The sequence below is a fragment of the Acinetobacter sp. ACZLY 512 genome (assembly GCF_023614015.1).
Lineage (GTDB): Bacteria > Pseudomonadota > Gammaproteobacteria > Pseudomonadales > Moraxellaceae > Acinetobacter > Acinetobacter soli.
Genome location: NZ_JAKIVI010000010.1, coordinates 41,610 through 62,987, shown reverse-complemented (window position 1 = coordinate 62,987; position 21,378 = coordinate 41,610). Strand labels below are relative to the sequence as shown.

Here is a 21,378-nt window from a genome sequence, read left to right as displayed (position 1 = left end):
TCAAAACTCACCAAAAACAGTGTTACATCATAACGTAAGCAAGATTTTTAACAAAGTTTTATCACTCAAATTTCTAAGCTTGTGAAAACTTGTACATTTAAAAACGTGTCTTGATCAGAGCTATGTTAGAATAACGCAAATTTTTTGCGTCAAAGACTAAGCTGCAATTCGCACTTAAGTTGAAGTTATTCGAGCTATTTTTATGACCATGACCACCGATTTTAAAAAAATCGCATTCGAAACGATCGCTATTGAACAGCATGCACTTGATGTGTTGGCCAAACAAATCGATGTGCGATTCAATAAGGCCTGTGAAATTATCTTGCAGTGTAAAGGCCGTGTTGTGATTACGGGGATGGGTAAGTCGGGACATATTGGTCGTAAAATGGCAGCAACATTTGCCTCAACAGGAACGCCATCATTTTTTATGCATCCAGGTGAAGCGGGGCATGGTGATTTAGGAATGCTGGTACGTGGCGATGTGCTGATTGCGATTTCGAATTCAGGTAAAAGTGACGAAATCATGATGCTGATGCCACTGATTAAGCATCTTGAAGTGCCGTTGATTACCATGAGTCGTGATGATAAAGGACCAATGCCGCAAAATGCCGACGTTGCTTTGACTTTAGGCGAATCGGATGAGGCATGTCCGCTAGGTTTAGCGCCGACCTCAAGCACTACGGCAACACTGGTACTTGGCGATGCGCTCGCTGTTGCATTACTTGAAGCGCGCGGTTTTACCGCAGATGATTTTGCACGTTCGCATCCGGCTGGTGCATTAGGCAAGCGTTTGCTGTTGCATGTAAAGCACTTAATGCACACCGCAGATGAGCTTCCAAAAGTGTCACCCAACACGCCAATGAATCAGGTGCTTTACGAAATTTCCAATAAGCGCTTGGGGCTCACAACCGTTGTAGATGAGCAGGATCGCTTAATGGGCATCTTTACTGACGGCGATTTGCGCCGTTTAATTGATAAACAACAAGGCTTTGATGTGAATTTGCCTGTTCAAGATGTGATGATTACACATCCGGCCACAATTTCACAAGAAGCAAGAGCAGTTGAAGCATTACAGCAGTTAAATGAACGAAAAATCAGTCAATTTGTGGTGGTCGATGATCAAAATAAAGTCATTGGGGTTATCAGCATGCATGACCTGATTCAAGCAGGGGTAAATTAAACATGGCGTCTTTTGCATTACTTGAGCAAGCACGACATATTCAAGCATTGGTGCTTGATGTAGATGGTATTTTAAGCGACGGTTTTGTTACGCTCACCAATACAGGCGATGAAATTAAATCCTTTGATATCCGTGATGGTCTGGGCATGAAATTAGTCCAGCAGGCAGGCTTAAAGGTGATCATTATTACTGGTCGTAAAAGTCATATTGTTGAAAAACGCATGTCTGATCTTGGTGTTGATCTGGTTTTTCAAGGACGTGAAGATAAGGGTGTTGCGCTCAAAGAAGCATGTGCGCAGTTTGAATTGTCACCGGAAGATTGTTTATACATGGGTGACGACTGGCCTGATTTGTCGGCTTTTTCCATTGCAGGGATGTGTGTGACCGTGCCCAATGGTCATGTCGAGGTAAGACGTCGTGCGCATTTGGTTACTCAGGCGATGGGCGGGCGTGGTGCAGTACGTGAAGTTTGTGATATGTTACTGAATGCAAAAGGAGTTTACGAAGAACTTCTTGCAAAATATCTCAGTGTACCCCATTAATATTCTTATAGAGTGATACAGGTCAGACACACCGTTCATGGATACTAAAGCGCTTTATATTGCTGCTGTTGTCATCGCGTCTGTAAGTGGTGGCTATTACTATTACAGTGGCAAAGCAAAAAAACTGAATGTCGATTCGGCAAGAAATATGACTTATTCTGCGGAAGGTGTTTATCTCACTCAAACCGACGACCAGGGTCATCTGTACATTCGTGCCAAAGTGGATCGGTTAGAGCAAAACATGCAAAATCAGACCTCAAAACTTGAAAATCTGAATGCTTCGACCTACAAAAACGGTAGCGTTGACTCCACCTTTTTTTCAAAATATGCACACGGCTACAATGACAATGCAAAAGTGGTGCTGTCAGATCAGGTTGTCGCCACAAAGTTATCTGACCAAGGTAAAATTGAATTTAAAACCGATGAGTTAACCACTTATCCAGATACAAAACTGATTGAGACCTCACATCAAGTGAATGTTGACTCACCGCAATCGTCTTTTATCAGCAATGGATTAAAAGCAAATTTAAACACGGGTCAGTACGAGTTTTTTAATATTCGAGGAAAGTATGCGCCAAATTCTTAACTTTTTTTGCTCTTCAGCTTTCCTTAAAAAAGGTGTGTCTGTTGCCGTATTGGGGATCTCTTGTAGCAGCGTATTTGCTTTACCATCAGATCGTAATCAGCCTATTTCATTGGTTGCAGATCGAGCTACCTATAACGAAAAAACAGGTGTCACGACCTATACGGGCAATGTGATGATTGAACAGGGCACTATGAAGCTACAGGCAGATTCGATTGTGGGTCAGCTAAATTCACAGCGTCAGCTACAAACTGTAAATGCAACAGGTCGCCCAGCAAAATTTCAACAGCAGATCAGTGCTCAAAAAGGAATTGCGCGTGGCGAAGCACAAAAGATTGTCTATAACGCTGAAACCGGCATTATTACTTTAACAGGTAATGCCTATCTGAATCAGGATGGTGCCAGTGTCCGTGGTAATACGCTTCGCTACAGCATGAACAAAGGTGATATCGAGGCCCAAGGTTCAGGCTCGAATCGTGTGCAGTTAGTGATTCCACCATCTGCCTCTAAAAGTTTCCCGGGGGCACGTGACTAATGGAGCAAGCTTTGGATAAACCACAAACTTTGTGTATCAAGCACCTTGCAAAGAATTACAGTAAACGCTGGGTGGTCAAGGATGTGTCCTTTACGATGGAAAGCGGGCAAATTGTCGGTTTGCTGGGGCCAAACGGTGCCGGTAAAACCACAAGTTTCTATATGGTGGTGGGCTTGGTTCGCATGGATAAAGGTGAAATCCATCTTGATGATCTTGACCTGTCAGATCTTGCAATGCATGAGCGTGCGCGTAAAGGGATTGGGTATTTGCCACAAGAAGCTTCGATTTTTAGAAAGCTGACCATTTCTGAAAATATTATGGCAATTTTGGAAACACGCAAAGATTTGAATAAACAACAGCGTCAGCAACGACTTCAAGAGTTGTTAAATGATTTCAAGATTACCCACATCAAAGATTCTTTGGGCATGAGTGTGTCGGGTGGTGAACGTCGCCGTGCTGAGATCGCGCGTGCCTTAGCAGCCGATCCAAAATTTATGCTCCTCGATGAACCGTTTGCAGGTGTCGATCCAATTTCTGTTGGAGACATCAAAGATATTATTCGTAACTTAAAAGATCGAGGCATTGGTGTGTTGATTACGGATCATAACGTACGTGAAACACTGGCTATTTGTGAACATGCATATATTGTTAGTGAGGGCGCGGTTATTGCCGAGGGTACACCACAAGAAATTCTAGAAAATGAGCAAGTACGTAAAGTTTACTTAGGTGATGACTTTACGGTTTAATTTTTGCGTATGAACTAGATTAATTGGTTTCATTCAATCCAGTAGAACTGAGTAATGACAGAATCGTTACACAGTGCTACTGGATTTTTTCATAATAAGAAAAAATGTATCTAAAACATGTGATTTATTTAGCATAATGCAATTTTTTGTGATAAAAATATGTGAAAATTTTACTGCCGTTTAACCATAAAAATATTTACTATGCATCGACCAATATCAATTTCTCATATGAGTGAAGCGGGGAAAAAGGTCACAACATTGAGAGTCTTACTGCTATGCAGTTCGATTTCGATGGTGACCTCTTCGGTATTCGCAGCGCCTTCCGATACATCTGGTTTTCATTTAAAAGACAAGATCAGCGGGTTATTTAAATCTAAACCAAACGATGATTACAAGACAGTTCAAATACAAAAGTTTCAAACTGTAAAGTTAGATCCGATTATTGTGCAGGGATTGCCGCAAGTGACCTATGGCGCGGTCGCACCTGATGCAAACACCGGTCCGGTCGAGTCGAGGCTCAGTGAAATTAATTTGGTCGATGCAGTCCAGATTGCCGTAAAGCGAAACCCTTCAATTGGTCAGGCCATTTCAACGATGGCGGCACAAAACTCAAATATTGATGTAGCAAAATCGCAGTATTATCCACAAATCAGTGGTGGTATTTCGACTGGTGGTAATCTGGCATCGTCTGAACAGCGCGGTCGTCAAATGTTTACGATTAGTGCTTCACAATTGCTTTATGACTTTGGTCAGGTTAAATCCAATGTGACCTCGCAAGAAGCACGTTTGCAGCTACAACAAGCCAATGTGTTAGTCAGTATTGATTCAATTGCAACCGAAACAGCTGCTACTATTGTGAATATTGAACGCTATAAAAAACTGGTAGCAATTGCAGAGCAGCAAGTAAAAGGTTTACAGCGCATCTTGGGAATTACCGAATTAAGAGCGCAAGCGGGAATCAGTAGTCAGGCAGATCCGGTTCAGGCACGCTCTTATGTTGAATCGGCTCAATCGGCGCTGATCGCGCAGCGTTCGTTATTGCGTCAAAATCAGCAACGACTGACTGTTTTACTTGGTTTTGACTCGATGGGAAAATCATGGACGATTCCAGAAAATCTGGTTGAAGTCTCTGATTTGTATAAAGAACCTGATTTTAATGTGATTCCAAATATGTTGGCCGCACAGGCCGAAGTGGAAGTGGCCAAGGCAGATAAAAAAAGAACAGATTTAAGCCGTTATCCTACGCTTTCTTTGGTCGGTTCGGTGAGTCAGGCAGTCAATGGCACCAATCCAAATAACAACAAAGATGACGGATTTTACAGTTCGGTTGCTTTAGAGGCCAATACTAAACTGTATCAGGGTGGCGCAATTTCAGCTCAAATTCGCTCTGCGGGCTTTGCCGAAGAAGCAGCAAAATCTAAAGTCAATTCAGTTTATTTAGATGTCATGGATAATGTCAAAATTACACGTGAAAATATCGAAAATAAGCAAGAGCAAATTAAGGTGTTACGCGCCCGTCAAATTACTGCGGTGAAAACACGAGAACTTTACCAAGAACAATACAAGCTCGGCACACGATCTGCACTTGACCTATTAAATGCTGAACAAGCGATTCACTCGTCTGCCAACGAGCTTGAGAATGCACGTTACGACATTTATTCAAGTCTTGTTCAATATATTTCGACCACTGGAAAAACACGAGATGCCTACGGCCTCAATAATATTTCAATCCAGGGCTTTGAGGTGCAACCATGACAAAAACATTTCAATATCAACCATGGTTGCAGGCTGTCCTGACCATTGCACGTCATTATCGAATTGAATCTTCTGAAGAACGTATTCGGTTGCAACTCGATTGGAATCAAAACCACAATCCTGAAGAGGTATTGTCGTTGATGTGCAGACAAATGGGGTTGAGCTTACGTGTTGCCAAGTTTGATTTAGACTTGATCAATCCATGGCGTTTACCCGTGATTGCCGAATTTAAAGATGGCCAGATTGGTGTAATTGACAAGGCGGATGCGCAGGGTAATGTGAGCATTCAGCTCAGTGGTGATCATGGTCTATCACAAAGTTTTGCAATAGAAAGCCTAAAAGGACTGGTCAAAAATATCTATATATTACGACCAGAAGCATCGATTGCCGATGCGCGTGTTGATGAATACATTAAACCTTATGAGGCGAGCTGGTTCTGGTCAATTGTACTCAAAGACTGGAAGCGCTATATCGACATTATGTTTGCATCCTTAATTGCAAATATTTTGGCGCTTGCAACGGTTGTATTTTCGATGCAGGTGTACGATCGCGTCGTGCCTTCCCAGTCGATCCCAACACTTTGGGTGCTGGCTGGCGGTGTATTTATTGCTGCAATCTTTGAGTTTATTTTACGCGTCAGTCGTATCTACTTGTCGGATATTATTGGAAAGCGTGCAGATCTTAAAATTTCTGATCGTGTATTTGGTCATGCACTGCGTATTAAAAATAATGAACGCTCTAAATCGACAGGCACCTTTATTTCGCAAATTCGTGAATTAGAAGGTGTTCGAGAGCTAGTGACATCGACGACCATTACAGCGATTGCTGATTTACCGTTTTTTATCCTGTTTTTGGTGATCATGTGGATCATTGGCGGTCATGTTTTTTGGGTGGTTGTGGTTATTGTGCCGCTCATGATTTTGCCGGGTATTTTGGCACAAAAGCAGCTCGCTAAACTGGCTAAAGAAGGTATGCGAGAATCTGCGATTCGTAATGCTATTTTGGTTGAAGCCGTACAAGGCATTGAAGATATCAAACTGCTCCGTGCAGAATCACGCTTTCAAAATCAGTGGAACCACATGAACGAACTGTCTGCAGATTACAGTATGCAGCAGCGTAAAATTGTAGGTGTGCTATCTGCTTGGACACAAAAGCTACAAGGGCTGACTTACGCCTTGGTGATTTTGGTGGGTTGTTTTGCGGTCATGGATGGTGATATGACCACAGGTGCGCTAGTTGCGTGTTCGATTCTATCTTCGCGTATGCTGGGGCCTATTTCGAATATTACTGGAGTTTTAGGTCGTTTACAGCAAGCCAAAGTAGCCAAAAGCAGCCTTGATGAGCTTATGAAAAAATCCGTGGATCAACCAGATCGTGCTCATTTGGTGCATAAGCCAGTGATTCATGGCGATTATGAGTTGAGCAATGTGGTGTTTCAATATGATCCAGAAGACAACAAACCGAACCTTACGATTTCAAGACTAAAAATTAAGGCAGGTGAAAAAGTTGCCATTTTAGGCCGTAATGGCGCAGGTAAATCGACCTTGCTACAGCTTTTGTCTGGTATGCAATTTCCGGTCAATGGAAAAATTACCTTGGATGATCTTGAACTTTCAATGATTGATCCGGCAGATGTGCGTCGTGATATGGGGCTTTTAAACCAAAATGCCAACTTGTTTTACGGCACGATACGTGAAAACTTGACGCTAGGTGCTCCTTTGGCCAACGATGAAGATATCATCAAGGCATTACGTGTAACAGGTGCTTTGGCCTTTGTAGAAGAGAAAAAAGAAGGTCTCGATCATCTTATCTTAGAGGGTGGAATTGGTTTTTCGGGTGGTCAGCGTCAGGCATTGTTACTTTCACGTTTGCTCATTCGTCAACCCAACATTTTACTACTAGACGAGCCAACGGCTGCCATTGATGATGTTTCAGAAAAACAACTCATCGATCATCTAAAAGTATGGTTGGCGCATCGTACATTGGTGGTGGCAACTCACCGTAGAGCAGTACTTGAACTTGTTGACCGAATTATTGTGATTAACGATGGCAAGATCGTGATGGATGGTCCACGTGATCAAATCTTAAATCAATCAACTCAGGCTAAAGCAGTTGCGCCAGCACAGGGGATTAAATCATGAGCGATCAACAACAAGCAAAATCCCGCTCATTAAATGTTTCATATAAAGAGCCACCTTTACCTCGTGCCAGCTTCGTTATCTGGATTGTGGGGATTGCCTTACTGATTCTAATTGTCTGGGCGTGGTTGTTTAAGCTTGAAGAAGTATCAACGGGTACAGGAAAAGTTATTCCGTCATCGAAAGAGCAAGTCATTCAATCTCTAGACGGTGGTATCTTGACGAAGTTGGATGTCAAAGAAGGCGATATTGTTGAGAAAGGTCAGATACTTGCACTCCTAGATCCAACACGTTTTGAATCCAATGTTGGCGAGTCGCAATCACTTTTGGTTGCCGCTCAAGCCACTTCGGCACGTTTGCGTGCTGAGGTGAATGGAACACCGTTATCTTTTCCTGAGCAGGTGCTAAAGGAGCCAAAACTGGTCCAAGAGGAAACTGCACTTTATAACTCGCGTCGTTCGAATTTAGAAGAAACGGTTTCGGGTTTGCAACAAGCCTTGCGTTTAGTTCAACAAGAACTGGTGATGACCGAGCCATTAGTGGCTAAAGGTGCAGCCAGTGAGGTTGAGGTACTGCGTTTAAAGCGTGAAGCAAATGATTTACAAAATAAAATCAATGATGCGCGTAGCAGTTATTATGTAAAGGCACGTGAAGAGCTTTCAAAATCGAATACCGATGTTCAAACCCAGCAACAGGTGATTAAAGGGCGTACCGATACTTTATCTCGTACCGTATTTAAAGCACCGGTTCGCGGTGTAGTCAAAGAAATTTCAGTGACCACTTTGGGCGGTGTTATCCCTCAAAACGGTAAACTGATGACCATTGTGCCATTGGATGAAAAATTACTAATTGAAGCGCGTATCTTACCGCGTGATATCGCTTTTATTCGTCCGGGGCAAGAAGCATTGGTTAAAATTACCGCTTATGACTATTCGATTTACGGTGGTATGCAAGGCAAGGTGACGTTTATTTCACCAGATACGATTCGTGATGAAGTCAAGCAGGATCAGTTCTACTATCGTGTTTATATTCGTACCGATTCTGATAAACTTTACAATAAATCTGGTAAGGCATTTGGAATTACGCCAGGTATGGTGGCCACGGTTGATATCAAAACCGGACAAAAAACCATTATGGACTACTTGTTAAAACCATTTAACAAAGCGAAAGAAGCGCTGCGAGAGCGTTAAGTAAAAAAGCCCCGACACTGATCGGGGCTTTTTTCTATCGAAATTATATCTAGAAATTGCGTATAATTTCGGTCTTGTACAGTGTGTGATGGGTAATATGGCGTTTACGATTAGCGAAGTTGTTTCATATGAAGAGGAAATAAAAAAAAGTCGCTTTCAGGCAATCGCTATTCCTGTAGAGACCGAGCATCAGATCAAAGCATACTTGGATCAATATTACGATCACTCGACGGCACATCAATGCTGGGCATGGAAGATCGGTAATCAATTACGTTTTAATGATGACGGAGAACCTTCCGGTACGGCAGGTCGTCCGATTCTGGCGACAATTGAAGGAAATGAGCTGACGAATATTCTGGTAATCGTCAACCGTTGGTTTGGTGGCATCAAGCTCGGTACAGGTGGGCTGGTACGTGCTTATGGTGGCTGTGCGGGGCAATGCCTGTCACGTGCAGAGAAAAAACCGCTTATCCATAAAGAATCTATTCACTTTAATTGCCATTTCAATGAATGGTCGATTCTTGAATATGAACTAAAACAACATCAAACCGTGTATACCAGCTACTTTACAGCTGAGGGTGTAATCGTAGAGGCTGATGTCGAAATTGATCAGATTGAGCCATTATCGCTCAAGATTAATCATGTCACTCGGGGGCGAGAGAAATTAAAGAGAATACAACCGCAAGATGAACAATGATCCTTTACTCAAATATCGAGAGCAGCACAAACATCGTTTGAATTACATGCCATGGCTGTACTGGACTTTAAAACCCAAACATCGGGAATGGGCTGATGAATGGCAACGTGACTATCAGGCTTATCTGATGGATATGGAAACGGTTGAAATTGGTCAAAACTGCTTTATATCGCCTCTTGCACATATTTTTGCCGAGCCGGGCCGAAAAATTATCATCGGCGATAACAGTTTTATTGCAGCCGATTGTGTATTGCATGGTCCATTGCATATTGGATCTGAAGTTGCCATTAACCATCATTGCATATTAGATGGTGGAAGGGTCGGCATTACCTTGGGTGATCAAGTGCGTCTTGCGGCGTATTGTCATTTATATGCCTTTGATCATGGTATGAGTTTTGATCAACCCATTTATCAACAGCCAGTAAGATCACAGGGCATTTGTATTGAAAAGGATGTCTGGCTTGGAGCGCATGTAGGGGTGAAAGATGGCGTGACAATTGGTGCGCATGCAGTTGTAGGTATGAACAGTATGGTGACTAAAAATATCGACTCGCAGCATGTTGTTGCAGGAAATCCTGCTCGATTTATTCGATTACGACAATAAAAAAGACCCTATGAACTAGGGCCTTTTTTTCTCATGTAAAATTTAAGTTATTAAACAGGAGAAAGAGTGCTGTTAATCAATTCGTCAAGTGCATTAAAGCCTTGTAAGCCTGTGCCTACAGATGCAACTGTACCTGAAACTAAATCTACTGCATCAGTTACAGTTTCAACTACTGCACCCAATACTGGTGTTGAAGCAGTAGAAGCAACCAATGGGTTAAGGTCGTCAGCAAGATCGGCAACAACACCCGCAACATCAACAACAACTGTGCCTAGTGTTTCCGCTGGTGCATTAAGAAGATCGCTGACCAATTGAACTGGATCAACGTCAGCAACATACTGGCCCACGTCACCAACGGTATCTACAACGTTGTCTACAGAATCTAGAACACCCGCAATTACACCCCCAAGTACAGGCACTTGAGTCACGTAGTTTGTAACAACGTCAGTGCTGTCAAGAACATCACCTACAGTTGTAGATACGTCAGTTACCAGATTACCCGCTACAGACGTTGTATCAGAAAGTAAATCGGTTACAGCACCCAGTAAATCACCTTCAACAAGGTTGCCATACAGATTTTCAGCAGTTGTAGAAACATTTTCTAAAGTTGAAGTCACAAGATTAGAAACAGATTCAACCACTTCACCGACTACAGGAATGTCTTGAGCAGCATCGACCAGTGTTGTTGAAATTGAATCAAGCGTAGAAGCTGTGTCAGTCACTAAGTTAGTCACTAAACCAGTGGTGTCTGTAACAAGATCGCCAACAGTTTCAGCAAGATCGCCAGAAGTAATGTTTGCAGCGGTATTATGAAGTGTATCGAATAAATTATCAGTTGTAGATGTAACAAGGCCAGTGACTGAACCTACAACATCACCCAAAACAGGAACATGGTCTAAAACGTCAACCACAGGTGTAACGACTGAGTCGACCACAACATCAGTAATTGTTTCAGCTGCTGTTACAACAGCATCAACAATTTTGCCCACAGCTTGAGTCAGTCCTTGAAATACAGTTGTTAAAACACTGCTAAGTTTCCCAGTAAATAATGAAAACATGATAACCCTCTTTTTTATTTAGCATAAGAATAATTTGCATAACCTTTTTAATGAAAAAAGTGATAAATCTCAATAAATAAATTAAAAATGTCGGCTATTTTATGATTGTAAATTCTGCTTAAATTCTTATTTTTGATAGCTTTTCTATATTTTAGTTAAATTATGTGAATCTTATCACAAACATACCTTGATGGGCTTAAAGTAATATTAAAAGGATTATATATTCTAGACATCTAAAAAAATAACTGAAATAAATCCTATTCTGAAATAAATATGATAAGTTAAAAACATGTCAAAAAATCTCTAGGCACAAAGACCTTAAAGAAGAGAGGCAAGTATGAGTCGCGTAATCGCATGTATTGATTCTTCACCTTGCATCAATGCAATTGCAGAAGCAGCTGCGTGGGTAGCAAGAGAAACCAAACGGGAATTGGTGCTTTTACAAGTATTAGATTATTATCCTGCAAGCTACCATTTAGGTGAAATTAGTGGCGTCATCGGATTTGAAAGTAACGCGATGTTGCTCAAAGAGCTTGCAGAACTTGAACAAAAACAAAGTGAATTAGCAATCGATTATAGTAATAACCTACTCAAACATATCTCGGAAATGATTCTAGATAAGTATGGGTTGGAAAGTACAAAGATTCAGGAGAAAGGTGATTTCTTAGAGCAAAGTTTTAGTGTGCTCAGAGAAACAGACTTTGTCGTGATTGGTAAAGTCGGTGAGCGTGCCGCTGAAAAAAATAAGCCTATAGGAAGTAATGTAGAGAATTTTATTCGTGGAGCGAACTGTACCGTAATGACGGTGGGTGAGAACTTTAAAATTCCGACTCGGTTTATCTTTGCCTACGAGTATTCACCAACATGCTTAAATATCATGCAACGAATCTCCCAAAGTGATTTACTCAAAACTTTACAATGCCATTTATTGTATGTAGGGGATCATCCCGAAGTACTCAAAGACCCCGAAGAGTACCTTCGAACAGCAGGACTTGATGTGGTAACCGTGTACCGTTATGGCGATGTGGCTGAAAATATTCTTGAGTATCAGCAAGAGCTTGGTATTCAGATGATTGTACTGGGTGCATTTAGTCACAGTAAATTACATCAGTTCTTTTTGGGAAGTATTGCCACTTCAATTTTCAGAAATGCAAGTGTGCCGTTGCTGGTTGCCAAATAATGTAACAATAGTTATCCGCAAATGTTGTGGATAACTATATGGAAAAACATAAATATTGTATTTAAATATTTGATTTAAATACAGAAAATACTTAAGTCTGTTTTTTGATCGCTATTTGACAATCGCGATTGCGAAACCATCATGTCCTTTCGAACCCACAGTTTGAAGCGCTGTAGACGACAAAAGTCGCGGATGATTCTGCATGAGTTCAAAAGTAGAGCGGATACCTTCGATACTTGGACGCTGGTTTTCAGCATCGATAAGTGCGCCAGCGCGAATCACATTGTCTAAAACAATCACCGTGCCCGAATGCGACAAGTTAAGGCTTAACTCTAAATATTCAGGATAACTTTGTTTATCTGCATCTATAAAAATAAAATCGAAAGGTTCGAAAGTGCTGGCGTCTATTGCCGCTAAAATTTCTGCTGCACGGCCCACCTTTAACTCAATTGGTACGGCTAGATTCGCCTGATCAATATTTTGCTGTGCCAGTGCAGCGTGATTGTCTCGCCCTTCAATAGTCATGAGATAACCGTCTTCTGGAAGCACCCGTGCCAACCATAAAGTACTATACGCTGCAAATGTGCCAAGTTCCAAAACGCGTTTGCATTTATTCATCTGAATGAGCATTTGCAATAACATGCCTTGATTGGGAGCAACAGCCAAGTGATCTGGAAAACCCTGAGCTGAGGTATTGTTCAGGGCAAATTTAAGATTTGCATCTTCTGGAATTAATTTTGATTCAATATAGTGATCAATGTCGTTCCACTGCTGTTGCATTGCAAGTATACCTTTAGTCCTAAGAGAGGGAAGTGTATTTAAAAACCTGACAATTCTATGAGATTTGGCAAGGAAATCAAAAAATAAAATAAAAAAAGAGATCAAATCGATCTCTATTGGGTGCCACTCGTATCAATCAATTAAAAATTACACATCGAACTGTTTCTGCTGTGGTCAGGCCCCCATGTACGATAGCCTTGCGTATCGATATGAATTTGTCCAGTACTGTACAAGCCTAGCCCCATATTCAAGCTTTGCCCGTGTTGTGACCAAAATTGACAGAGTTTAAATTTGGTATTTTCGATAAAAGCATAATCTTGCGGCTGAGGAATTTCCGGCCCAATTCTAAAATCAATTGCTGAATTGAATAGATGGCGAGAGGAATTTGCGCCACCTGCACACTGATTAAGTGGTAAATCGCGGTAAACCGATGTGACTTCAAAGTCTGTCAAAATTTTGGCAGCCACCAGATATTTCAAGACACGAAGTGTAGGAAGGGCGTTATTCCATAATTCACGATTAGGTACGGCATATTCTGAGCGACCGCATTTTTGCCAGTCACGTGCTGTACGGAGTAATTCGTAATTTGGCACAATATTGGCAACATCGTTGCGAGTTAAAAACGCCTGATAATCTTGAACTTGCGCACGATTTGTCGGGTTTTCGAGCCAGTATAAGTATGAACTTGGGGTTATTTTAGGACGAACAGGGCGTTCAATTGAAATTGTTTCTTGAGGAATGTGTATACGATGACCACGAGGAATGTCATGAATTGTCGCTTTTTTTTGAGAGGTTGTGGTACAACCAACCATCATGACCGGAATCAGGCTGAATGCAAACAAACCTTTCAAAACCTTAGACATAACAAAATCAACAACTTATTTTAAAGTCGTTATTTTAATCTAAAATGGTCTTAGAATTATGAAATTTTTGCAATCAAATGTTGATTTGAGGTATAAAAAAGGATCAGACAGTGCTGATCCTTAATTGATTATTTCTCTAAATATTGAAGCTTATCTGCTTTGCCATTCCATTCTTCGCGATCTGCAGGCTGATCACCAATTTGGGTAATGTTTGGCCATTTTTGTGCTAATTCTGCATTAAGTTCAATAAAGACTTCCTGACCTTCAGGTAATTCATCTTCAGAGAAAATAGCGTTTGCAGGACATTCTGGCTCGCAAAGCGCACAGTCGATACACTCATCTGGATTGATGACAAGAAAGTTTGGACCTTCATAGAAACAGTCAACTGGGCAGACTTCTACGCAATCTTGATATTTACATTTAATACAGTTTTCAGTGACAACAAAGGTCATGGCGACAGCTACCTAAAATATGGTTTTCGTTAAAACTTGCCTATTTTAGGCAAAAAACTCGCAATCGAACAATTCCTTTTATTGATATTTGTTATTTAAATCCATGAAATGGATTTAAATAACTGATTTATAGTATTTTATTGCTTGTTTTGTTGCACACTTTTTATTAGCTGTACTCCTATTTATACCTGTAAAAACAAATATTTAAATGATATCGATTCTTAATCAAGCTTTGTCGGTCAGTTGTTTGTCCTGATTTATTTTTTAGCTCCGGTTTAGCGTTGCCTTTGGTCAACTCAATCTGAATAGCCTTGCTGTGGATAATGCAGGATATCCTGATGAAGTTCTTCAGACAATAACTGAATGAAAGGTTCTGTGGTGTGATGTGTTAAAAGGTAAGGATTAAACTCATCAATATGGTGCTGTTCAAAAAAGGCCTTCATTTTTTTATTAATCGGCGCAAATTTCATGCTCCAGCGTTGAAATAGTGAATGATCGATATATTTCGACGCTAAAATTTCACAGTTTTGATGACGTGGATCTTTGATAATTTTGGTGTAGAAAATATCATGTACTGTCTTTTCTTCGCCTTCAAGGCACTGCACAAAATAACCATTACCATAATACAGCACACCCGTAATACCATTGCGTGAATTGTATTGAACAGCCTCAGTTAAAATTTCCATCAGGTCATTTTTGATTTGATGATGTTCACTATTGGTTTTGCTCACGTATAGTAGCTGAATTGCTGGCATAGTCTCACCTTAATGATTTTTAGAATTGTTGCCGCTTTTATAATTGATTGCCAAAATAACTATAACAGATTATGACGTACTTGTATGGTTGTGAGCTTATACACTCACGTTTTTTAACATTTGTATAGGCTCATTTTACAAGCAGAGATAAAAAAGGGCATCCATAGCAGACACCCTGATTGGCTCACATTATAACGATGAGTGATCTAACTGTTCTTTCAAATGATAGAGAGCTTCTAAAGCCTGTCGAGGTGTTAAGCTATCCACATCGAGCTGCTGAAGATGTTCGAGCACAGGAGATGGTTTTTTAACCTCGATCATCTGTTCATCGGCTACAGTATGTTCAACCGCAGCAAATAAATCAGTTTGAACCGCTGTTTGTGCGTGATCAAGCTGCTGTTTTTCTAAAATTTTAAGGCGCTTTTGTGCTTCTTTAATTACACTTGCAGGAATACCCGCCAGTTTTGCAACTTGTAGACCATGACTTTGACTCGCTGGGCCGTGCTGAACCTTATGCAGTAAAATCAGATTTCCATTAATTTCCTTTGCTGTTACATGATAGTTATCAATACCATGTTCATGGCCTAGCTCGGTGAGTTCAAAGTAATGCGTTGCAAATAAACATAAACATTTAATGCGTTTGGTTAGATCGAGCACACATGCCCAAGCCAAGGATAAGCCATCATAGGTACTGGTACCACGCCCAACTTCATCCATGAGTACCAAAGATTGATGGGTGGCATGATGCAAAATTTGCGAGGTTTCGGTCATTTCGACCATAAAAGTAGATTTACCTGTCGATAAGTCATCGGCTGAACCAATTCGGGTAAAAATACGATCAATTGGGCCAAGTTTTGCAGTCTGTGCTGGCACGAAACTACCACAGTAAGCCAGTAAACTAATCAACGCTGTCTGACGCATAAATGTGGATTTACCGCCCATATTGGGGCCAGTAATAATCGCCATGCGATGCTGCGTATCTAAAAAGGTATCGTTAGGGGTGTATGGACTCTTATTGAGTGCTTCCACCACCGGATGGCGACCAGCCGTAATTTTAATGCCGGTTTCTGGCCCAAAACTTGGGCGGTTCCAATGCAGTAAACGTGCCTGATGGGCAAAGTTGCTTAACACATCGATTTGCGCAATTGCGGCACTCATCATCTGTAAATTGGCAATGTTATGACGCAGTGTGTCTAGGAGTTGTTCGAATAAAAGTTTTTCTCGTGCCAGCGCACGCGATTCACTCGATAGCACTTTATCTTCAAAACTTTTTAGCTCAGGCGTGATGTAGCGCTCTGCATTTTTTAAAGTCTGACGACGGATATAATGACTTGGCGCTTGTTCTGCTTGCGCTCTTGTCAATTCAATGTAGTAACCACTTACCCGGTTGTAGCCAATTTTAAGGGTAGGTATACCGCTCAATTCACGTTCTTTAATTTCAAGATCAATCAGGAATTGTCCAGCGTGATCTCGAATTTGACGCAACTCATCGAGTTCTGCGTCGTAACCTTCTGCAATGACATTTCCATCACGCAACAAGACTGGTGGATTTTCTACAATCGCGGCATTAAGTAATTGATGCAGTGCTTTGAAATCACCTAACTGTTGGTCAAGATCATGCAACAATGCCGATTTTTGTTGTTGAAAAACTGGCTGTAAAGCATGTCTTAGAAAAGGAATTTGACCACAGGCTTGGCGTAACTGTACCAAATCGCGAGGGCGGGCACTGCCTAGCGCGACACGGCTAAGGACGCGTTCAATGTCTCCAATTTCTTTAAGCACCAGTTGAAGTGGTGTTTCATGATAACCATTAAGCAGATGTTGAATGGCGTCGAGCCGTGCATCAAGAATAGCAGTATCACGAATGGGTTGCATGAGCGTGCGGCTGAGTAGACGTCCGCCCATTGCGGTTTGACAGTCATTGATAAGCTGAAAAAGTGATGTCCCATGTTCAAACAACGGATCGACAATTTCTAGGTTACGGCGAGTAATGGGATCTAGCGCAATAAAGTCGGTGCTTTGTTCGAGCTGGATCGAACGAATATGAGGCAACGCCGTTTTTTGTGTTTCTTTGGCATAATGAATCAGCGCTGCTGCTGATGCTTTTGCAAGTGGTAAATGATCGAGTCCAAATCCAGCGAGCGTGCCAACAGCGAGTTGATCGCACAGGGTTTTTTCGGCGTTATTTAAATTGAAATCAACATTTGGGCGTTTGGTGATTGGGCATTCAATTTGCTTTTTAATTTGTTCAAGGATATTTTGATCGACCAAATCCTCATCAACTACAATTTCACTTGGCATCAAGCGAGCAAGCTCAATGGCCAGTTGTTCAGCTTGAAACGCGTGTTCTTGTACCTTAAAAATCCCTGCACTTAAGTCCAGAAGTGCCAAACCGATCTTATTTTGATGAATGCAAACCGAGACCAGATTTGAAGATTGATAACTTCCGAGCAATGCGTCGTCGGTAATGGTTCCTGGTGTGATGATACGAACTACTTTTCGTTCAACCGGGCCTTTACCTGTGACTTCACCAACTTGTTCGCAGATTGCCACCGTTTGGCCAGCTTTAACCAACCGCGCCAAGTAGCCTTCAGCAGCATGGTAGGGCACACCCGCCATTGGAATCGGTTCGCCGTTGCTTTTTCCACGATGGGTCAGGGTAATGCCGAGCAGTTTTGCAGCTTTACGGGCATCTTCAAAAAAGAGTTCATAAAAGTCACCCATGCGATAAAACAACAGCGCATGTTGATGTTCCATCTTCACCTTAAAGTATTGTTGCATCATCGGTGTTAGTGTGGAGAGGTCAGGTGTTGAACTGTCTAATTTCAATTGTGTAAAGCCTTTTATTTCAGGTTTTTAAATCGGTTGGGGGATGCCATCATTAGGTTAAAGCCAAATACAGATAAAACCTTTGAGCCACGCGCATAAGATTTGTCTTGATATCTTGTTTACTGGCCAAATTTTAGCAAATCTACAGTCAGCATCTTAACAAATTGAGAAGAATTAACAAAAAGGAATACCGGAATGAATGGTGAAATAAAGACCAAAAACATAAGAGTGCTATAAACCTATGCCTTTTTTTATTGAGAAAAGATTTCGATTCTATTTTTACTTTTTAAGCTTTTGGGGTGAATGAATTCAATTGTGTAAACGCCAGCATGTCATATCACATCATGCTGGCAATTTAGTCGGGTTCGCTTATTTGTTAAATCCAAATCCTTGCTTGATCAAGTTAGGGAGTACATCGGGAAAATAAATGTGCTTGTAATAACCACTTACACTAGCGCTCCATGTATCACCATCGGTACGACCAGTATCTTTCCAATGCTCGACTATTTCTTGGTTGTACTTCGAGATTTTTTCTTCTAGACCATCTGTCTTATAGGTTTCGTCATGACGGAAGGTTTCTAATGGAAGACGTGGTTTGTGATGTGACGGAACATCTACATGACCAATCACTACACCCGCGACAGGATAGGTATATTTGGGTAGCTTTAACAGCTTGATCATGGCATCGGAATCACGACGAATCCCACCAATAGGCACAATTCCAAGGCCTTCCGAGCGTGCAGCAGCCATCACAGAGCCTAATGCAATTCCTACATCAGTCGCGCCAGCGACAACACTTTCCACGCTTTCATGTGCAATTTGCTGATCTCCGATTAATTCCAATCCGACATGACTCTTATACATATCTAGCACAAAGACCAGAAACACGGGTGCTTGGGCAATCCAAGGTTGCCCACCTGCAATCTTAGAGATTTCAGCACGTCTTGCTTCGTCGCGAATCACCACTATGGAAACTTGCTGTGAGTTGACTGATGTTGGTGCACGATAAGCCGTGCTAATGATCCGTTCTAGAGTTGCATCATCAATTGCCTCATCTGTAAAACTACGTTCACTCTTATGATCATTCAACAAATCAATCACGTTACTCATGAGATCTCCTGTATTTGGGAAATAATAGTCATCTAAAACTGACAATAATTTAAGCTAACAATATGTGAAATAAAGACATTTTGTAGCTTGGTATAGCCAAAATTTTACCATAGCGCAATATGATGTATGTTTCAGTGGAGTTTCATATACGGGATTGAAACTTTATACAAAAACAACTCACCATCTAACTCAGCGGTTTCAATTAGAGATACCTACAGATATAAATCATACAAATTTCAAAATCTTGATTAAATTTTTTTGATTTTTAAATTCATTTGAAAGAAAAAACTTGCTCCGGTAGAACGATTGTTCTACCATGATTTTATGAACACAAAAAACACCAATACCCGGGAGAAGATCCTGGAAACTGCCGAGCAGCTGATTTATCAAAAGGGTATTCATGCCACGGGTATGGACCTTTTGGTTAAAACCTCAGGCGTGGCAAGAAAAAGTATTTATCGTTATTTCGCGACCAAAGATGACGTAGCTGCGGCAGCCTTAAATGCGCGTGATGAACGCTGGATGTATTGGTTTCGAACCGAATGTGACAAAGGGGAAACTCCCGCTGAGCGTATTTTAAATATGTTTAGCGCACTCAAAAACTGGTTTCAGTCTGAGGGTTTTCGTGGTTGTGCATTTATTAATACTGCTGGAGAAACTGGTGATCCAGAAGACCCTGTGCGGCATATTGCAAAGCTGCATAAACAGAAACTTCTGGATTATATCTTTGAGCTCACTAGCCAAATGAATGTTGAGCAACCCATGGTCTTGGCCAAGCAGTTGCTTATCTTGATCGAAGGAGCAATTACCACCTCGCATGTGATGGGTGATATGAGTTCTGCCGATAGCGCAAAAGATGTCGCGCAATTGTTGTTAAATCAGGCCAGTCAATCGGTCTAAAGCTTAAAACAGTGGATTATTTTTTATCTAAATTTTCTGGAGGATATCCCGTGTCCCAAGAACAGAATCGACCACCACTGCCGCCTTTCACACGTGAAACGGCAATTGAAAAAGTGCGGCTTGCAGAAGATGGTTGGAATAGTCGAGATGCCGATAAAGTATCACTGGCATATACCCTAGACACAAAATGGCGTAATCGTGCAGAGTTTGCGACAAACCGAGAAGAGGCAAAAGCATTTCTTTCTCGTAAATGGAAAAAGGAACTTGAATATCGTTTGATCAAAGAACTATGGGCATTTACCGACAACCGTATTGCGGTTCGCTATGCGTATGAATGGCACGACGATTCTGGCAATTGGTTTCGTTCATATGGTAATGAAAATTGGGAATTTGAGGAAAACGGTTTGATGCATCGTCGTTTTGCTTGTATCAATGATATGCCAATTCAAGCGAGCGAACGTAAATTCCACTGGCCGCTCGGTCGCCGACCAGATGATCATCCGGGATTGTCAGATTTAGGGCTTTAAATATTTCTCGTTTGCCTCGGTTAATTTCTCCCAATTGATTAATCGAGGTTTTTTTATAGGTGTCCAGATTTAATATAAAGCTCAGCACCTGCGTCTGAAGCGATAAGTGTATGTGTTGCGTCGGCTGGAAATCGAATCCAAGTTCCTTCTGGATAATGATCATCATCATTCAGCAGTTCACCTTGAATCACCAAAATTTCTAGACCACTGAAAGACTGTTGCTGGAGTACATCTTGTGCAGAAAGTTTTTCTAAATACGTATTTTCTGTCAAGGAACTGAAAAGTGGACAAATCGTGCGACCTTCAACGACGATCCAATTGTCGGGATTATTGGTATCGATCACCAGTTTTTCGGTTTCGTTTTCGCCCATTTGCATCAGTTTGACAAAAATCAACGCACCTTCGTTGCTAGAAGGAATATGCTTTGAATTATGTGGATTACGGATATACCAACCCCTTGGATAATGCTGTTCTCCATTTTCGGTAAATGTGCCAGATAGGATAAATAGCTCTTCACCCAATGGATGCGAATGTTCTGGAAATACCGTTTTTGGCGCATACTTAACTAAACTCGTCGCACGTGCTTTTTCATCACCAATTCGATCAAGCATCATACGTTCGACTTCACCATTTGGCGATGGAAGCCATGCGTAATCATCTGGTTTAATAATGACCTTTTTGGAAAAATCGGCATTAATCATTTTCATGAGACATTTTTCCCTTTTATATCTTTCTTAATCAACCATATCATGCAACATTTGTTTGAACTGTTGTTGTAAAGATCAACAGAATAATAAGTTTACATCAATCGATTATTTGACGTTTATTCCTGTTCCATCAACCCATTGATAGTGTAAATGAAACTGCCAGTCAAGTTGATCGTCCTTTCGTAATTCAATCAAGCTCGAATAATCTGGCATATCATGAGCATTGACTTGATTACTCAATTACATT

The 21,378-nt window shown here is 41.2% G+C and carries 21 protein-coding genes; 13 read left to right on the top strand and 8 right to left on the bottom strand.

Annotated elements, in window-relative coordinates; genetic code table 11:
- Window positions 1-202: 202 nt before the first annotated feature.
- The 10 genes from L2096_RS11790 to L2096_RS11745 all read left to right on the top strand — a co-directional run bounded on the left by L2096_RS11790 (window position 203) and on the right by L2096_RS11745 (window position 9,970).
- A complete protein-coding gene (locus L2096_RS11790) occupies window positions 203-1,180 on the top strand; it encodes a KpsF/GutQ family sugar-phosphate isomerase (RefSeq protein WP_250365471.1) in 978 nt (325 codons plus the stop codon).
- 2 nt (window positions 1,181-1,182) lie between these two features.
- Entirely contained in the window at window positions 1,183-1,722 is a 540-nt protein-coding gene (locus L2096_RS11785) for a KdsC family phosphatase (protein ID WP_151746802.1), read from the top strand.
- A 37-nt stretch (window positions 1,723-1,759) separates the two neighbouring features.
- Window positions 1,760-2,308, top strand: coding sequence for an LPS export ABC transporter periplasmic protein LptC (lptC, locus tag L2096_RS11780; protein WP_250365470.1), 549 nt, complete (start codon window positions 1,760-1,762; stop codon window positions 2,306-2,308).
- Window positions 2,292-2,840 (top strand): lipopolysaccharide transport periplasmic protein LptA, encoded by a 549-nt coding sequence (gene lptA, locus L2096_RS11775; protein ID WP_004938107.1) that lies wholly within the window; start codon window positions 2,292-2,294, stop codon window positions 2,838-2,840. The genes lptC and lptA overlap by 17 nt, the downstream gene beginning before the upstream one ends.
- Complete coding sequence (gene lptB, locus L2096_RS11770) at window positions 2,840-3,586, top strand: LPS export ABC transporter ATP-binding protein (RefSeq protein ID WP_004938103.1); 747 nt, start codon at window positions 2,840-2,842, stop codon at window positions 3,584-3,586. Before lptA ends, lptB begins: the two co-directional genes overlap by 1 nt.
- A gap of 228 nt (window positions 3,587-3,814) precedes the next feature.
- On the top strand, window positions 3,815-5,341 hold the full coding sequence (locus tag L2096_RS11765) for a TolC family outer membrane protein (protein WP_119026534.1): 1,527 nt from the start codon (window positions 3,815-3,817) through the stop codon (window positions 5,339-5,341).
- Window positions 5,338-7,482: a type I secretion system permease/ATPase gene (locus L2096_RS11760; RefSeq protein ID WP_076032359.1), complete on the top strand. Its 2,145-nt coding sequence runs from the start codon at window positions 5,338-5,340 to the stop codon at window positions 7,480-7,482. Before L2096_RS11765 ends, L2096_RS11760 begins: the two co-directional genes overlap by 4 nt.
- A complete protein-coding gene (locus L2096_RS11755) occupies window positions 7,479-8,669 on the top strand; it encodes a beta-barrel domain-containing protein (protein ID WP_025094710.1) in 1,191 nt (396 codons plus the stop codon). The genes L2096_RS11760 and L2096_RS11755 overlap by 4 nt, the downstream gene beginning before the upstream one ends.
- A 97-nt stretch (window positions 8,670-8,766) precedes the next feature.
- Window positions 8,767-9,366: an IMPACT family protein gene (locus tag L2096_RS11750; RefSeq protein WP_250365469.1), complete on the top strand. Its 600-nt coding sequence runs from the start codon at window positions 8,767-8,769 to the stop codon at window positions 9,364-9,366.
- Entirely contained in the window at window positions 9,356-9,970 is a 615-nt protein-coding gene (locus tag L2096_RS11745) for an acyltransferase (protein WP_004947772.1), read from the top strand. The genes L2096_RS11750 and L2096_RS11745 overlap by 11 nt, the downstream gene beginning before the upstream one ends.
- A 50-nt stretch (window positions 9,971-10,020) precedes the next feature.
- On the opposite strand, the gene L2096_RS11740 is transcribed toward L2096_RS11745, so the two are convergent.
- On the bottom strand, window positions 10,021-11,028 hold the full coding sequence (locus L2096_RS11740) for a hypothetical protein (RefSeq protein WP_004938084.1): 1,008 nt from the start codon (window positions 11,026-11,028) through the stop codon (window positions 10,021-10,023).
- A 337-nt stretch (window positions 11,029-11,365) separates the two neighbouring features.
- Between L2096_RS11740 and L2096_RS11735 the strand changes: the two genes are divergently transcribed.
- Window positions 11,366-12,208 (top strand): universal stress protein, encoded by an 843-nt coding sequence (locus L2096_RS11735; RefSeq protein WP_004938081.1) that lies wholly within the window; start codon window positions 11,366-11,368, stop codon window positions 12,206-12,208.
- Between the two features lie 111 nt (window positions 12,209-12,319).
- Here the strand turns inward: L2096_RS11735 and L2096_RS11730 are convergent, their stop codons facing one another.
- The 6 genes from L2096_RS11730 to L2096_RS11705 form a co-directional block, all read right to left on the bottom strand.
- A complete protein-coding gene (locus L2096_RS11730; protein ID WP_055415011.1) occupies window positions 12,320-12,988 on the bottom strand; it encodes an O-methyltransferase in 669 nt (222 codons plus the stop codon).
- Window positions 12,989-13,128: 140 nt separating this feature from the next.
- Entirely contained in the window at window positions 13,129-13,851 is a 723-nt protein-coding gene (locus L2096_RS11725; protein WP_025094707.1) for a D-Ala-D-Ala carboxypeptidase family metallohydrolase, read from the bottom strand.
- Between the two features lie 128 nt (window positions 13,852-13,979).
- Window positions 13,980-14,303 (bottom strand): ferredoxin FdxA, encoded by a 324-nt coding sequence (gene fdxA, locus L2096_RS11720; RefSeq protein ID WP_004938070.1) that lies wholly within the window; start codon window positions 14,301-14,303, stop codon window positions 13,980-13,982.
- 296 nt (window positions 14,304-14,599) lie between these two features.
- Window positions 14,600-15,058 (bottom strand): BLUF domain-containing protein, encoded by a 459-nt coding sequence (locus L2096_RS11715; protein ID WP_025094706.1) that lies wholly within the window; start codon window positions 15,056-15,058, stop codon window positions 14,600-14,602.
- Between the two features lie 189 nt (window positions 15,059-15,247).
- Window positions 15,248-17,842, bottom strand: a complete 2,595-nt coding sequence (mutS, locus tag L2096_RS11710; protein WP_250365523.1) for a DNA mismatch repair protein MutS — start codon at window positions 17,840-17,842, stop codon at window positions 15,248-15,250.
- Between the two features lie 414 nt (window positions 17,843-18,256).
- On the bottom strand, window positions 18,257-18,997 hold the full coding sequence (locus tag L2096_RS11705; protein WP_004938058.1) for an NADPH-dependent oxidoreductase: 741 nt from the start codon (window positions 18,995-18,997) through the stop codon (window positions 18,257-18,259).
- A 324-nt stretch (window positions 18,998-19,321) separates the two neighbouring features.
- Between L2096_RS11705 and L2096_RS11700 the strand changes: the two genes are divergently transcribed.
- Both L2096_RS11700 and L2096_RS11695 read left to right on the top strand, forming a co-directional pair.
- Window positions 19,322-19,897 carry a TetR/AcrR family transcriptional regulator gene (locus L2096_RS11700; RefSeq protein ID WP_250365468.1) on the top strand — a complete coding sequence of 192 codons (576 nt, stop codon included), beginning with the start codon at window positions 19,322-19,324 and terminating at the stop codon, window positions 19,895-19,897.
- A gap of 50 nt (window positions 19,898-19,947) precedes the next feature.
- Window positions 19,948-20,424, top strand: coding sequence for a nuclear transport factor 2 family protein (locus tag L2096_RS11695; RefSeq protein WP_055415007.1), 477 nt, complete (start codon window positions 19,948-19,950; stop codon window positions 20,422-20,424).
- Window positions 20,425-20,477: 53 nt separating this feature from the next.
- Here the strand turns inward: L2096_RS11695 and L2096_RS11690 are convergent, their stop codons facing one another.
- On the bottom strand, window positions 20,478-21,131 hold the full coding sequence (locus tag L2096_RS11690; protein ID WP_004938051.1) for a cupin domain-containing protein: 654 nt from the start codon (window positions 21,129-21,131) through the stop codon (window positions 20,478-20,480).
- Between the last annotated feature and the right edge of the window lie 247 nt (window positions 21,132-21,378).

Excerpts from the sequence above, each read along its gene's own strand:
- lptA (WP_004938107.1), top strand. The coding sequence starts at position 2,292 with ATGCGCCAAATTCTTAACTTTTTTTGCTCTTCAGCTTTCCTTAAAAAA.
- L2096_RS11705 (WP_004938058.1), bottom strand. The coding sequence starts at position 18,997 with ATGAGTAACGTGATTGATTTGTTGAATGATCATAAGAGTGAACGTAGT.
- L2096_RS11790 (WP_250365471.1), top strand. The coding sequence starts at position 203 with ATGACCATGACCACCGATTTTAAAAAAATCGCATTCGAAACGATCGCT.
- L2096_RS11755 (WP_025094710.1), top strand. The coding sequence starts at position 7,479 with ATGAGCGATCAACAACAAGCAAAATCCCGCTCATTAAATGTTTCATAT.
- lptB (WP_004938103.1), top strand. The coding sequence starts at position 2,840 with ATGGAGCAAGCTTTGGATAAACCACAAACTTTGTGTATCAAGCACCTT.
- L2096_RS11725 (WP_025094707.1), bottom strand. The coding sequence starts at position 13,851 with ATGTCTAAGGTTTTGAAAGGTTTGTTTGCATTCAGCCTGATTCCGGTC.
- L2096_RS11730 (WP_055415011.1), bottom strand. The coding sequence starts at position 12,988 with ATGCAACAGCAGTGGAACGACATTGATCACTATATTGAATCAAAATTA.
- L2096_RS11765 (WP_119026534.1), top strand. The coding sequence starts at position 3,815 with ATGAGTGAAGCGGGGAAAAAGGTCACAACATTGAGAGTCTTACTGCTA.
- L2096_RS11715 (WP_025094706.1), bottom strand. The coding sequence starts at position 15,058 with ATGCCAGCAATTCAGCTACTATACGTGAGCAAAACCAATAGTGAACAT.
- fdxA (WP_004938070.1), bottom strand. The coding sequence starts at position 14,303 with ATGACCTTTGTTGTCACTGAAAACTGTATTAAATGTAAATATCAAGAT.
- L2096_RS11740 (WP_004938084.1), bottom strand. The coding sequence starts at position 11,028 with ATGTTTTCATTATTTACTGGGAAACTTAGCAGTGTTTTAACAACTGTA.
- L2096_RS11735 (WP_004938081.1), top strand. The coding sequence starts at position 11,366 with ATGAGTCGCGTAATCGCATGTATTGATTCTTCACCTTGCATCAATGCA.
- L2096_RS11750 (WP_250365469.1), top strand. The coding sequence starts at position 8,767 with ATGGCGTTTACGATTAGCGAAGTTGTTTCATATGAAGAGGAAATAAAA.
- L2096_RS11760 (WP_076032359.1), top strand. The coding sequence starts at position 5,338 with ATGACAAAAACATTTCAATATCAACCATGGTTGCAGGCTGTCCTGACC.
- L2096_RS11690 (WP_004938051.1), bottom strand. The coding sequence starts at position 21,131 with ATGAAAATGATTAATGCCGATTTTTCCAAAAAGGTCATTATTAAACCA.
- lptC (WP_250365470.1), top strand. The coding sequence starts at position 1,760 with ATGGATACTAAAGCGCTTTATATTGCTGCTGTTGTCATCGCGTCTGTA.
- L2096_RS11745 (WP_004947772.1), top strand. The coding sequence starts at position 9,356 with ATGAACAATGATCCTTTACTCAAATATCGAGAGCAGCACAAACATCGT.
- mutS (WP_250365523.1), bottom strand. The coding sequence starts at position 17,842 with ATGATGCAACAATACTTTAAGGTGAAGATGGAACATCAACATGCGCTG.
- L2096_RS11785 (WP_151746802.1), top strand. The coding sequence starts at position 1,183 with ATGGCGTCTTTTGCATTACTTGAGCAAGCACGACATATTCAAGCATTG.
- L2096_RS11700 (WP_250365468.1), top strand. The coding sequence starts at position 19,322 with ATGAACACAAAAAACACCAATACCCGGGAGAAGATCCTGGAAACTGCC.